Annotated in this window: 10 protein-coding genes; 4 read left to right on the forward strand and 6 right to left on the reverse strand. The window is 69.0% G+C overall.

The window, feature by feature from the left end:
* Positions 1–11: 11 nt before the first annotated feature.
* Together JNUCC0626_RS02485 and JNUCC0626_RS02490 are read right to left on the reverse strand one after the other, a co-directional pair.
* Complete coding sequence (locus JNUCC0626_RS02485; RefSeq protein ID WP_394617990.1) at positions 12–917, reverse strand: helix-turn-helix domain-containing protein; 906 nt, start codon at positions 915–917, stop codon at positions 12–14.
* A gap of 21 nt (positions 918–938) precedes the next feature.
* Entirely contained in the window at positions 939–1,115 is a 177-nt protein-coding gene (locus JNUCC0626_RS02490; protein WP_394617991.1) for a hypothetical protein, read from the reverse strand.
* 243 nt (positions 1,116–1,358) lie between these two features.
* Here JNUCC0626_RS02490 and JNUCC0626_RS02495 point away from each other — a divergent pair, with 243 nt between their 5' ends.
* Positions 1,359–2,156 carry a GlxA family transcriptional regulator gene (locus JNUCC0626_RS02495; RefSeq protein WP_394617992.1) on the forward strand — a complete coding sequence of 266 codons (798 nt, stop codon included), beginning with the start codon at positions 1,359–1,361 and terminating at the stop codon, positions 2,154–2,156.
* Positions 2,157–2,163: 7 nt separating this feature from the next.
* Here JNUCC0626_RS02495 and JNUCC0626_RS02500 read toward each other — a convergent pair whose 3' ends face one another.
* Positions 2,164–2,598, reverse strand: coding sequence for an NUDIX domain-containing protein (locus JNUCC0626_RS02500; protein ID WP_394617993.1), 435 nt, complete (start codon positions 2,596–2,598; stop codon positions 2,164–2,166).
* Between the two features lie 55 nt (positions 2,599–2,653).
* On the opposite strand from JNUCC0626_RS02500, the gene JNUCC0626_RS02505 reads away from it, so the two are divergent.
* Positions 2,654–3,589, forward strand: coding sequence for a phosphotransferase (locus JNUCC0626_RS02505; protein ID WP_394617994.1), 936 nt, complete (start codon positions 2,654–2,656; stop codon positions 3,587–3,589).
* On the opposite strand, the gene JNUCC0626_RS02510 is transcribed toward JNUCC0626_RS02505, so the two are convergent.
* From JNUCC0626_RS02510 to metH, 3 genes are all read right to left on the reverse strand, one after another.
* The gene (locus tag JNUCC0626_RS02510) at positions 3,580–5,502 is read right to left on the reverse strand and encodes a putative bifunctional diguanylate cyclase/phosphodiesterase (RefSeq protein WP_394617995.1); all 1,923 of its coding nucleotides are present in this window, start codon (positions 5,500–5,502) and stop codon (positions 3,580–3,582) included. The two genes, JNUCC0626_RS02505 and JNUCC0626_RS02510, sit on opposite strands and share 10 nt — an antisense overlap.
* On the reverse strand, positions 5,499–6,533 hold the full coding sequence (locus JNUCC0626_RS02515; RefSeq protein WP_394617996.1) for a sugar ABC transporter substrate-binding protein: 1,035 nt from the start codon (positions 6,531–6,533) through the stop codon (positions 5,499–5,501). Before JNUCC0626_RS02515 ends, JNUCC0626_RS02510 begins: the two co-directional genes overlap by 4 nt.
* Before the next feature lie 126 nt (positions 6,534–6,659).
* Complete coding sequence (gene metH, locus JNUCC0626_RS02520; RefSeq protein ID WP_394617997.1) at positions 6,660–10,235, reverse strand: methionine synthase; 3,576 nt, start codon at positions 10,233–10,235, stop codon at positions 6,660–6,662.
* A gap of 179 nt (positions 10,236–10,414) precedes the next feature.
* Here metH and JNUCC0626_RS02525 point away from each other — a divergent pair, with 179 nt between their 5' ends.
* Both JNUCC0626_RS02525 and JNUCC0626_RS02530 read left to right on the forward strand, forming a co-directional pair.
* Positions 10,415–11,245, forward strand: coding sequence for a patatin-like phospholipase family protein (locus JNUCC0626_RS02525; RefSeq protein WP_394617998.1), 831 nt, complete (start codon positions 10,415–10,417; stop codon positions 11,243–11,245).
* Positions 11,246–11,841: 596 nt separating this feature from the next.
* Positions 11,842–13,479 (forward strand): glycosyl hydrolase family 8, encoded by a 1,638-nt coding sequence (locus JNUCC0626_RS02530; RefSeq protein ID WP_394617999.1) that lies wholly within the window; start codon positions 11,842–11,844, stop codon positions 13,477–13,479.
* The last annotated feature ends 116 nt before the right edge of the window (positions 13,480–13,595 follow it).

Genomic DNA, 13,595 nt, shown 5'->3' on the forward strand with positions numbered 1-13,595 from the left:
GCCCGCGCGCTTCATGTGGCGGAAACAGGCAAAAACTTCAGCGCCGCCCGGTCCTGCCGGGGCGTCACGCCGAACCGCGCCCGGTACGTGCGGGAGAAGTGCGCCTGCGAGACGAACCCGGTCCGGGCCGCGACCTCGGCCAGCGGGATCGGTTCGGCGAGCTTCGACCGGGCCGCGTCGAGGCGGGCGTTCAGGATCGCCTGCGGGACGCTCTGCCCCGACTTCGCGAACAACCGGGACAGGTGCCGGTCCGAGTAGCCGATGGCGGCCGCGATCCGGTGCGCGCACAGCTCCGGTTCGTGCAGGTGCGCCTCGATGAACGCGTGCGCGGCGGCCAGGTCGGCGGCAGGCGTGCGGGTGCCCAGCAACGTGTCCAGCAGGGCGGCGGCCGTGCTCTCCAGCCCGTCCCAGTCCGCTGGTCCGCGCAACGCCCCGGTCAGCGCGTTGACCAGCGCGAACGCGTGCGGGTTGTCCCGGAAGCCGAACAATTGAGGTGTCACCGGACCCCGGCGCGGCGCCTTCAGCACGAGTTCGGTCAGGCCGTCGGAGAACTCGCGCCGGAACGGCCGGTCGGCGTCCAGCACCAACGCCTGACCGGGCACGACGAGGTCGCTGCCACCCCGGTGCTCGAACGTGCTCCGCCCGGCCAGCGAGAAGTAGACGACCACGCCGTCGGCGGGGTGCTCGGCGATCTGCCGGACGTCCCGGTCGACGGCGTGCGGCGACCCGGTCACCCGCGCCACCTGGAGCTTCGGCAGCGTCAGGTTCACCTCGGTGCCCTCGAACGGCCGATCCGCGGTGACCCGCAGACCGACCAGGGCGCGGGCGTTGTGCTGCTCCCACCCGGTCAGCCTGCGCGCACCGGGCAGGTCGTGCGTCCGGAACCTGGTCAGGCCGGGCGGGTGCACGAGTGCCATCCGTTCACGGTAACCCGTCCGTCACACGCGGGCGATGAACTTGATCTCCACCAGCTGTTCCGGGAACGCCAGCCCGGTCGTGCCGACGAGCGTGCTCGCCACCTGCGGGTCGGGCCTGCCGTACGCCTCCTTGCGCACCTTGCCCGCCGCCGCGAACGCCGCCGGGATGTCCAGCACGTAGAGGACCTCCTCGACCACGTTGTCGAGCCGTTCGCGACGGGAGCGGGCGCGACGAGGGTCTCGACGTCGTGCGCCAGCTGGCCGGAGATGTAGATCGTGTCGCCGTGCTTGAGGGCCTGCACGTATCCATAGGCGGATTCCCAAGGCACACCGTGGTTCTGCGTTTCCATGCCGCCGAGCTTCGCCGGGGTCGCTAGTGGACACGACCCGAGTCGGTGCCGGAACCGCAAGGATCGTGCCACCCGGAGTACGGTCGGATTCGTGCTGACCGTCGAGGTCGTGTCGTCGCTGGGCCAGGCCGACATCGTGGTGGTACCCGGCTACGCGAACCCCGAGACGGCGCCAGGGGAGGAGCACCTCCGGGCGTTGCTCGACGCGCACGCCCGTGGCGCCCGGATCGCGGCCATCTGCACCGGCACGTTCGCGCTGGCGTTCGCCGGCTTGCTGGACGGCCGCGACGCCACCACGCACTGGCGCTACCTCGAACCGCTGCGCGCGCTGCGGCCGTCGGTGAACGTCCTGGAGAACCGGCTCTTCGTCGAGGACGGCGCCCTGCTCACGTCCGCGGGCGGCGGGGCGGGCATCGACGCGTGCCTGCACCTGATCCGCGCCGACTTCGGTGCGGCCGCAGCGCACGAGGCAGGCCGCGAGGTCGTCGCGTCGCCGGCTCGGGACGGCGCCGAACCGCAGTACGTCGACGTGCTCAGCCCCGTGCGCGCGGACCTGTCGGCGGTCAGGTCGTGGGCGATGGCGCACCTCGGCGAGGCGATCACCGTCGACCGGCTGGCCGCGCGCGGGAACCTGGGGCGGCGGACGTTCATCCGGCACTTCGAACGGGAGACCGGCCACTCGCCGATGCGGTGGGTGACCCTGCAACGGGTGCTGAGCGCGCGGCGGCTGCTGGAAACCTCGGACTGGCCGGTGGACCGGATCGCGGCGGCGACCGGCTTCGGCACGGGATCGAACTTCCGCTCGGTGTTCCGGCGGGAGATGGGCACCACGCCGACGGGCTACCGCAAGGCGCACCTGAGCACGCCGACCGGCGCTCAAGCGGGATAGCCGGGGGTCACCAGCCGATGACCCCGAACTTCTCTCCCGCCAGATAACCCGCGATCCCCGCCGCCGGGTACCCGATCATGTCCTCCGGCAGCTCCGCGAGCCCGAACCACCCGAGCTCCGAACACTTCTCCGGCTCCATGTTCACCGGCTTCCCGCTCCACCGCAGCACCTCGAAGTACAACCCGAGCCGCGGCTCCACCCCGAACCCGTTGGCGTGCGACGTGTGCACGTGCCGCAGGTCGGCGGCATCGATCACCACCCCGACCTCCTCCTTGGCCTCCCGCGCGGCGGCCGCGACCACCGACTCGCCGGCGTCGAGCTTCCCGGACGGCAGGTGCCAGCACCCGTCGAACCGCGGATCGGGATCACGCCGCCGCGACAGCAGCACCGAGCCGTCGCGGACGAGCAGGACGTGGACGTCGATCAGATGACGGTCAGCCATGATCCCCAACGTAAATGATCTGCGAGCACCCCGGGCGTTGTGACACTGTCGTGCCATGACAGCTTTCGCGACCCCCGAAGACATCGCCAACCGCACGAAGGCGGCCACGCAGGCCGCGGTCGAGGCCGGTCGCGAACTCGGCCTGGAGATCACCGAGGGCAAGGTCCTCTACGAACTGTTCTCCGTCGTCGTGCACCTCGCGCCGTCCCCGGTCGTGGCGCGCATCCCGACCGTCCTGCCGCACACCACCACGCTGGAAAGTCTGGCCAAGAGGCAACAGCAGGAGTTGGACGTCGCGCAGTGGCTGCACGACCAGGGCACCCCGGTGATCCCGCCGAGCCCGCTCGTCGAGCGCAAACCGGTGCAGCGCGACGGTTTCTCCATCACCTTCTGGCCGTTCACCGACGAAGACAAGTCGAAGGAACCCGACTACGTCAAGAACTCCGAGCTGGCCGCCGATCTGCACAAGGCGTTGCGCACCTACCCAGGCGAGCTCGACTTCCTTTCGTCGGCCGAACCGCAGTTCGTCCGCGAGGGCCTGGAACGCCTGGCAGGCCTCGACATCGTCAGCGAAGCGGACCTCACCAGGGCACGCGCCGAGTGGGAGGTCCTGGAGCCGCTCGCGAGCGACGAGGCCGAGTTCCGCAAGCGGTTCCCCGGCATCGACCTGCAACCGATCCACGGCGACTCACCGCCCGCGAACATCTTCGCGAGCACGAACGGCCCGTTGTTCTCCGACTTCGAACTCATCACCTACGGCCCGGTCGAATGGGACCTCGCCGGACTCGGCCTGGAGTACGAAGCCGCCTACAACAGGGGTGCGCACAAGAACGGCCTGCGCGAACTCGACAAGGAGGTGCTCAGGTTCGTCAACGCCATCGGCGCGATCCGCGTGCTCGCCTACCTGTCGGTGGCGGACCAGCTTCCCGCCATGGTCGACTTCATGCAGCCGTTCATCAACCAGTGGCGGGACACCGACGTCTACGCGTGAGCCGCAGCCCGATCTCCCAGCCAGGCCACGACTTCCTCGGCGGGCAACGGCTCGCTGAGGAAGTACCCCTGCACCACGTCGCACCCGGCCTCGGCCAGCGCGGTCCAGGTGTCCTGGTCCTCCACGCCCTCCGCGACGGCCTGCAGACCGAAGTTGCGGGCCAGCGCCACCAGGGCGTGCACGATCGCTGAATCGCCCGCGTCGGTGCACATGTGCGTGACGAACGACCGGTCGAGCTTCATCTCGTGCACCCGCATGCTGCGCAGGTACGAGATCGACGAGTAGCCGGTGCCGAAGTCGTCGATCGAGAGCCGCACGCCGAGTTCGGTCAGGCCGCGCAACACCTCCACCGCGCGGTCCGGGTCCGAGATGATCGCGGACTCGGTGATCTCCAGCGTCAGCAGGCGCGCGGGCAGACCGTGCCGCTTGATCAGGTCGGCCACGTCGCCGGGGAACTCGGTGTGGTGCAGGCACGCCGCGCCCACGTTCACCGAGACCGGCACCTCCCAGCCCGCGTCCGACCACGCGCGGCACTGCCGCAGCGCCGCGTCGATCACGTACCGGGTGAGCGGCTCGATGAGGCCGTTCTCCTCGGCGATCGGGATGAACTCGTCCGGCCGGACGAGGCCGCGGGTCGGGTGCTGCCAGCGGGCCAGCGCCTCGACGCCGCACACCGCGCCCGTGTCGGCCAGGGCCTTGGGCTGGTAGTGCAGGAACAGCTCGCCGCGGTCGATCGCGTGTCGCAGCTCCGTGACGGCCGTGAGGTGCGCGGCGCCGCGTTCGTGCAGGCGTGCGTCGTAGACGGCCACACCGGACTTCTCGCGCTTCGCCGCGTACATCGCGATGTCCGCGTGCCGCAGCAGTTCGTGGCCGTCGCCCGAGTCCGACGGGCACAGCGCCACACCGACGCTGCCCGCGATCTCCAGCTCCAGGCCCTCCAGCGTCACCGGCATCGCCAGCGCCTGCAGGATCTTCTCCGCGACCATGCTCGCGTTCTCCGCCGAGCCGACACCCGGCAGCAGCACCGCGAACTCGTCGCCGCCCAGCCGCGCCACCAGGTCCGTGTCGCGCACGGCCCACGACAGGCGGTGCGCCACCTGGCGCAGCAGCAGGTCGCCGGTGTGGTGGCCGAGGGAGTCGTTGACCTCCTTGAACCTGTCCAGGTCCACGATCAGCAACGCCAGCGGCTCGTCCTTCTTGCGCGCCTTCTCGACGGCCTCTTCCATCCGCCGCGCGAGCAACGCCCGGTTCGCGAGGCCGGTCAGGGTGTCGTGGTGCGCCTCGTGCTCGTTCTTCGCGGCCTGGCGCAGGATCATCCGGCGCTGGCCGAGCAGCACCACGCCGAACAACGCGACCAGGGCCGCGTCCAGCACGAACACCACGATCTGCGCGATCCGCAGCTGCGCGTTCTTCGCGTCGGCCGTGCGCAGGTACTCGTTGGTGTCGAGGCGCTGCACCCCGATCGTCGAGGAGATCTGGCGCTTGAGCGACGAGTGCGCGAGCGAGGCCTGGTCCGCCTGCAACGGGTCGGTGCCGGCGACGACCGCGCGCAGCATGTCCGTGCTCTGGTCGTACAGCGTCAGCAGCCGGCTCGCCTCCTGCTTGTCGGACGGCGAGCCGTTGGCGAGCAGCCACTCGAGGTCCGGCCGCGCCGACGCGACGGAGTTCTGCAGCGGCTGGACGGTCTGCTCGGTCCGCGCCAGCCGGATGTCGCTCAACGCGTTGTCGGCGACGTTGATGTGCTCCAGCACGCGGGCCCAGCGTTCGCTGGTCTCGTTGAGCTCACGGACGTGCGCGGTCGTGGCCTGTGCGCTGATGCTGCTCCACAGCGCCAGCCCGGCCAGGACCAGCAGTCCGAACGTCAGCCCCACCGTCGCCACCCGTGCGGTGGCGCGGCCCTCCCAAAAGCTCACCGTGCCTGCTCCAACGGTCGCACCCAGCTCGCCGGATCCTCGACGAAGCTGTCGATCTGAGGCTGGAAGAAATCCTTGCGGGCCTTCTCCGACTCCTGCCGGTGCAGGATCAGGTCCAGGTTCCCGGTGGTGACCGTGAGCCCCGGCGTCTCGATCCAGCCCTGCGGCAGCGGCTCTCCACCCTTGGCGTGCCGAGCCAGGAGCCAGCCTGCCACAGCGCCCTTGAGGTAGTGCTCCGGCGAGATGGACGCCACCATCGCGCCGTCCCGCACCGCCTGCAACGTTCTCGGGTCGACCCCGAACCCGCCCACCAGCCACCTCGCCGACTTCTCGGTTCTCAGCGCGGCGAGGTTCACGCCGTCGCAGTCGCCGGTACCAACGAACGCGAGGGCGTTCGGGTTCGCGGCCACGAGACGTTTCCACGCGTCGCGATTCGCGGCGTCGTCACGTTGCGTGTCGAACGGGCCCAGCACCACTACCCCCGGTAGCTTTTCGGTGAATCGACCCCGGATTCCCTCTGCCCGGTCGTCGAATCCGGCGAGTCCCGGCGCGGTGTTTCCCAACACCACTGTTCCGGTCGCGTCCGAGGGCAATCGGCGCATCAACTCGTCAGCCAGCTTTTCGCCCAGTTCGTAGTCGTCGTTACCGATGTGCAGCTTCACTCCGGAACTCGCGGTGAGCCGGGTGTCCACACCGACCACCGCCACGTGCCGGTCGAGCGCCTCACCGATGGACGGGGCCATCAGCGCGGGTTCGGACGTCGCCACGGCGATTCCGCCTTTCGCCGCGCTCGTCAAATCCCGGAACAACTCGACTTCCTTGTGCCCGTCCTGCCCGCGAGGACCGGTGACCGTCGCGCTGACGCCGCCGATGCGGTTGACGCCCTCGTGAAAGCCACTGGTCATCTCCTGCGCGAACGAGCCGCCGGTGCGCTTGACCACGAAACCCACGTGCGGCAACGCCTGGGAACCGGTGGCGCCGCCGCAACCCGCCAACAGCACCAGACCCAGCACCAGCGCCGCAGCTCGCATGGATGACCTCGGGCTCGTTCGATCCAGGGATGATTGATCTCCAGAGCGGCTGAGCCTACAACGCTTGGACCCGAACCGGGATAACGCCTGCCAATACCGGCAAGCGCTTTCACGGTGCGGAACCGATCAGGCCGGTTCGTACCCGAGGTTGGGGCGCAGCCACTGCTCGACTTCGGCGAGCGGCTTGCCGTACCGGCGCGCGTAGTCCTCGACCTGGTCGCGGCCCAGCCGTCCGACGGTGAAGTACTTCGCCTCCGGGTGCTGGAAGATCAGGCCGCTCACGCTCGCCGCCGGGTTCATCGCAAACGATTCAGTGAGCGCGATCCCGATTTCCTGCTCGGCGTTCAACAGGTCGAACAGTTCGCGCTTCACCGTGTGGTCCGGGCAGGCCGGGTAGCCCAGGGCCGGGCGGATGCCGCGGAACTTCTCGGCGTGCAGCTCGGCGAGTTCGGGCTCGGCGTCCGGCTCGAACCAGTCGCGCCGCGCCCGCAGGTGGATCCACTCGGCGAACGCCTCGGCCAGCCGGTCTGCCAGCGCCTTCACCATGATGGCGCGGTAGTCGTCGTTCTGGGCCTCGTACTTCGCGGCCAGCTTCTCCGCGCCGAGGATCGTCACCGCGAACCCGCCGATGTGGTCGCCTTCCGGGGCCACGTAGTCGGAGAGGCACCGGTTCGGGCGGGACAACGGCTTCTGCGTCTGCTGGCGCAGCATCGGGATTCGCACGCCGTTGTCGAGCAGGATGTCGTCGCCGTCGGAATGCGCGGGCCAGTACCCGTACACGCCCTTCGCCTCGAACAGTTCACCGGCGATGATTTCGTCCAGCAACGTCGTCGCGTCGTCGAACAGTTCACGCGCGACCGGGTTTTCCAGGATCGCCGGGAACTTGCCCTTGACCTCCCAGGCGAGGAACAGGAACGTCCAGTCGATGAACTCGCGCAGTTCCGCGAGCGTCGGCGTCATCACGCGAGTTCCGGTGAATTCCGGCGTCGGCGTTTCGGAGAAGTCCACCTTCTCCGCGTTTGCCCGGGCGTCCTCGACCTTGAGCAGCGGAACCGATTTGCGGTTTTCGTGCTGTTCGCGCAATCGGGCCTGCTCGGCGCGGTTCGAGAGGTTCAGGTCGTGGGCGCGCTGGCCGTCGAGCAGGTCGGAGACGACGCCGACGACCCGGGACGCGTCGAGCACGTGGATGACCGGCTCGTCGTAGACCGGGGCGATCTTCACGGCGTTGTGCTGCTTGGACGTCGTGGCGCCGCCGATCAGCAGGGGCAGCTTCATGCCGCGCCGCTGCATCTCCTCGGCGACCGACACCATCTCGTCCAGCGACGGCGTGATCAGCCCGGACAGGCCGATGACGTCGGCGTGCTCCTTGATGGCGGTGTCGAGGATCTTCGCGGCGGGCACCATCACGCCGAGGTCGATCACCTCGTAGTTGTTGCAGCCCAGCACGACGCCGACGATGTTCTTGCCGATGTCGTGGACGTCGCCCTTGACCGTGGCGAGCACGACCTTGCCGTTGCCGCCCGCGGTCGCCTTCGGTTCGGCGTCCATGAACGGCTCGAGGTACGCGACGGCGCGCTTCATCACGCGGGCGCTCTTCACGACCTGGGGCAGGAACATCTTGCCGGCGCCGAACAGGTCGCCGACGACCTTCATGCCGTCCATCAGCGGCCCCTCGATGACGTCGAGGGGCCGGGGGAGGGCCTGGCGGGCCTCCTCGGTGTCGTCCTCGATGAAGTCGACGACGCCGTGCAGGATCGCGTGTTCGAGGCGCTTGCCGACCGGGGCCTCGCGCCACGACAGGTCGACGACGCGCTTCTGGCCGGGGCCCTTGACGGTGTCGGCGTGCGTGACGAGCCGGTCCGTCGCGTCCTCGCGGCGGTTGAAGATGACGTCCTCGACCAGTTCGAGCAGGTCGGCCTTGATGTCCTGGTAGACGACGAGCTGGCCGGCGTTGACGATGCCCATGTCGAGCCCCGCCTTGACGGCGTGGAACAGGAACGCCGAGTGCATGGCCTCGCGGACCACGTCGTTGCCGCGGAAGGAGAACGACAGGTTCGAGATGCCGCCGCTGATGCGGACTCCCGGACATCGCTCCTTGATCCGCGGCAGCGCGTCGATGAACGCCTTCGCGTACCCGTTGTGCTCCTCGATGCCGGTCGCGACCGCGAGCACGTTCGGGTCGAAGATGATGTCCTCGGCCGGGAAGCCGACCTTCTGCGTCAGCAGGTCGTACGCCCGCGCGCAGATGTCCACCTTGCGGTCGGTCGAGTCGGCCTGCCCGGTCTCGTCGAACGCCATCACGACGACACCGGCGCCGTAGTCGCGGATCGTGCGGGCCTGCCGCAGGAACGGCTCCTCGCCCTCCTTGAGGCTGATCGAGTTGACCACGCCCTTGCCCTGCACGCACCGCAGCCCGGCCTCCAGCACGGTCCAGCGGGAGCTGTCGATCATCACCGGGATGCGGGCGATCTCCGGTTCGGTGGCGATGAGGTTGAGGAAGGTCGTCATCGCCTGCTCGCCGTCGAGCAGGTCGGCGTCCATGTTGACGTCGAGCAGGTTCGCGCCACCGCGCACCTGCTCCAGCGCCACGTCCAGCGCGGCCTGGTGGTTGTCGGCCTCGATCAGCCGGCGGAACTTGGCGGAGCCCGTGACGTTGGTGCGCTCGCCGATCATCACGAACCCGGTGTCGGGCCCGATCTCGAACGTCTCCAGGCCGCTGTAGCGAGTCATGTGCCGAGGCTGGGGGACTGGCCGCAGGGTCTCGTCCTTGACGGCCTCGGCGATGGCCTTGATGTGTGCGGGCGAGGTGCCGCAGCAGCCGCCGACGACGTTGACGATGCCGTTGCCCGCGAAGTCCTTCAGCAGCGCCGCGGTCTCGTCCGGCGTCTGGTCGTACCCGCCGAACGCGTTGGGCAGCCCGGCGTTGGGGTGGCAGGCGACGTAGGTGTCCGCGAGCCGCGCGAGGTCCGTGACGTGCGGCCGCATCTCCTCGGCGCCCAGCGAGCAGTTCACGCCGACGACCAGCGGCTTCGCGTGCGCGATGGAGTCCCAGAACGCCTCGACCGTCTGCCCGGACAGCGTGCGCCCGGACAGGTCGACGATCGTGACCGAGATCCACAACGGCAGCTCCGGCGCCACCTCGCGGGCGGCGGCGATGGCGGCCTTGCAGTTGAGGGTGTCGAAGATCGTCTCGATCAGCAGCAGGTCGACGCCGCCCTCGCGGAGCGCGTCGATCTGCTCGACGTAGGTGGCCTTCACCTGCTCGAACGTGACGGCCCGGTACGCGGGGTCCTCGACCTTGGGCGACAAGCTGAGCGTGACGTTGAGCGGGCCGACCGACCCGGCGACGAACCTGCCGCCGAACTCGTCCGCGGCCTGCCGGGCGAGCCGCGCGCCCGCGATGTTCATCTCGCGGACCTTGTGCTCCAGCCCGTAGTCGGCCTGGCCGATCGAGGTGGCGGTGAACGTGTTGGTGGTCGTGATGTCGGCGCCGGCGCGCAGGTACTGCCGGTGCACGTCGAGGACCAGGTCAGGGCGCGTGAGGTTCAGCAGATCGGGGTCGCCCGCCACGTCCGGGACGTGGTCCGCGTACTCGGTGCCGTAGTAGTCGCTCGGAGCGAGCTTGGCCTGCTGGAACATCGTGCCCCAGGCGCCATCCAGCACGGCGATCCGCTGGTCCAGCAAGGACTTGAGTCCACTCACGCGCGCTCCCGAAGATGTCCGGAAGCGCCCTTTGTTCGTGGTGGAACGAAGCCGAGCGTGGCAGGCTTGCTGGCCCGTTGCAGCGCTTCTCGGTTTCAACTGTAAGGCTACCAATCCCGACCAAACGCCAGGAACTCGTCTCACTCCATAGGATGGGTGTGCGTGCCAGTATGGGCGTCGTGACTGGAGAGCGCGCGTTGGTGCTGGGTGGCGGGGGCGTCACCGGGATCGCCTGGGAGACAGGGATTCTGCACGGGTTGGCCGCGGCGGGGGTGGACCTGTCCCGTGCCGATCTCTTCGTCGGCACGTCCGCCGGGTCGGTGGTGGCCGCCGAGGTGGCCGGGGGTGGGGTGCTGGCCGACCTGTACGCGGGCCAGTTGCTGCCGCCCGAGGCGGAGATCCCGGCGCGGTTGACCCCGTGGATGGTGGCCCGGTACGCGCTTTCCTACGTGATGCCGGGGTCTGCCGCGGCCAAGCGGGCTCGGTTGGGGCGGGCTGCTTTGAAGGCCTCTACTCCTTCGGAGGAGTCCCGGCTCGCTGTGTTCGACTCTCGTTTGTCCATTAAGGACTGGCCCGCGCGGGCGTTGAAGGTCACGGCGGTGGACGCGGTGAGCGGGAAGTTCGTGGCGTTCGACCGGTCCAGCGGGGTGCCGTTGGTCTCCGCGGTGGCCGCCAGCTGTGCGGTGCCGTTGGTGTGGCCGCCGGTCACCGTCAACGGGAGCAGGTACATGGACGGCGGGATGCGGTCGGTGGCCAACGTGGACCTTGCTGCCGGGTACGAGCGGGTCGTGGTGGTCGCGCCGTTGACCCGGGCTGCCAGCGCGGCTGCTTCGCCTGGGGCTCAGGCGGCTCGGCTGGGGGTGCCGTCGATCGTGGTCAGTCCGGATCGGGCCGCGTTGGCCGCTATCGGGCCGAACCTGCTGGACCCGGCTCGGCGGCGGGCGGCTGCTGAGGCCGGGTTCGCGCAGGCCGCGTCTGTGGTCGGTGCGGTTCGGGAGGTTTGGGGCTGAGACCTTGACGAGCGTGGTCCGTGCATCGCCGCTGGCGCGACGATAGAGATTGGGGCTTGACTTCGGGGCGCTTGCGAGGCGCTTCACGGACCGGAAAGGCCGGGCTGAAAAGCGCCCGGCCGAGCCACGAGTGGTAGCACCTCGCACCCAAAGTCAAGCCCCAATCCCACACGTACGTGGGCACGTTGACACCACACGTCACCACACCGGCTGGACAGATTCGCCACGACTGACGGGCTCGCCTTCGGCTTCGCGAAGCTCGGGCGCGCGTTGTCTTTAGCCAAGACAGACGGCTCGCCTACGGCTTTGCGCCTATGCCTTGGGTGGTTCGGCTGCGCCATCGCGATGCTCGCGCTCGTTCGGCCTGGCCTGCGGCATGCGTTCTCCCCAAGCCATTGGTTGCCCAGCTCTCGCCCAGCGAAGTCTTGGCTGCCTTGCTCCTGGCTGCCTTGCAGCCGGAACGGCTGGAACTCGTTCCGGTCTCCGGTTTTGTCCAGGACAACTGGTTCGTACCTCTTGTCCGGGGGTGACCTGCCGCCTAATCTGCGCCCGTCTGCGATCAGGCAGCTTTGTTACCCAATGGGCTAGAGGTGGTTGTGAGCAGCAGATTGATGGTGGGAGCGCTCGCATTGGCGCTCCTCGCGGCAGGGACGACCAGTGCTTCGGCGGCGGATCCGCTGGTCTCCCGCGGCAAGACGACCACGGCGTCCTCCGTGGAGGCGTCCGGCTACGAGCCGGACAAGGCGGTGGACGGCAACACCGGTACCCGGTGGGCCTCGGCGCTGGGCACTGCTCAGGAGTGGATCCGGGTTGATCTCGGGTCGGCTCACTCGGTCAGTCGCGTGCGGCTGAACTGGGAGGCGGCCTACGCCAGGGCGTATCGGGTGCAGACCTCGCCGGACGGTGGGGCGTGGACCGACGTGTTCACGACCAGCAGCGGTGACGGCGGGGTCGACGACCTGACCGTGTCGGGCAACGGGCGGTACGTCCGCGTGCTCGGGACGACTCGGGGCACGGAGTGGGGGTACTCGCTCTGGGAACTCGAGGTGTACGGGGTCGGTGACGGCACGCCGCCGCCCACCGGTGTCGCGGTGCCGTTCGGCAGCCGGCAGCAGCCGTACGCGGCGGGGATGTCGCGGCCGTCGGGTAGCACGTCCACTTTGGACGCTCAGGTGGTGGACTACTACCAGCGGTGGAAGTCGGCGTTCGTGCGGCAGAACTGCGGGAACGGGTGGTATCAGGTCATCTCGCCTGATGCCGATCACCCGTACGTCGCCGAGGCGCAGGGGTACGGCATGGTCGTCGTCGCGACGATGGCCGGGGCGGATCCCGACGCGAGGAAGATCTTCGACGGGCTGGTCAAGTGGAAGATCGACCATCCCTCGTCGATCAACCGGGACCTGCTGGCCGCTGAGCAGGACGTGAACTGCCGCAGCGTCAACGGAGGGGACGGCGCCACCGACGGCGACATGGATGTGGCTTACGGGCTGCTCCTGGCCGACCGGCAGTGGGGCAGTGCCGGGACGTACAACTACAAGCAGTTGGCGATCCGGCACATCAACGCGATCAAGGCCAGCGAGGTCAACCCGCAGACCAACCTGCTGAAGCTGGGCGACTGGTCGAGCGCGGGGGACCAGTACTACTACCTGTCGCGGTCCTCGGACTGGATGGTCGACCACTTCCGGGCGTTCCGGAAGGCGACCGGGGACGGGGCGTGGGACACGATCCGCGGCGCGCACCAGAACGTGATCGCGCAGCTCCAGCAGAACTACTCGCCGGGCACCGGGTTGTTGCCGGACTTCGTGGAGAACACGAACTCCTCGGCGCGGCCGCCTGCCGGGCAGGTGCTGGAGAGCGTCAACGACGGCAAGTACTACTGGAACGCTTGCCGCGTGCCGTGGCGCATCGGCGCGGACGCGGTGACCAGTGGGGACTCGCAGTCGCTGGCGGCGGCCCGCAAGCTCAACACGTGGGTCAAGGGCAAGACCGGCGGCAACCCCGACAACATCGCGATGGGGTACCAGCTCAACGGCACGCAGATCTCCGGTGGCAGCGCCGCCGCGTTCTTCGCGCCGTTCGCGGTGGTGGCCGCCACCGACCCGGGCAGTCAGGTGTGGCTCGACGCGCTGTGGAACAAGATGCTGCAGACGCCGATCGACGGCGGCAGCTACTTCTCCGCGAGCATTCAGCTGCAGGTCATGATCACGGTGACCGGCAACCACTGGGTGCCGTAGGAGCGCTGCTGTTCGAACGCGCAACAAGCGGGCTCACCTCTTGTGAGCTGCGCGGATGCCTGCCTACCGTCCCCTCCAACTCGCATTGGCAGTTTTGTTAACCAATTGCTGGAGGC

It is taken from the genome of Lentzea sp. JNUCC 0626, assembly GCF_043632865.1.
Taxonomy (GTDB): domain Bacteria; phylum Actinomycetota; class Actinomycetes; order Mycobacteriales; family Pseudonocardiaceae; genus Lentzea.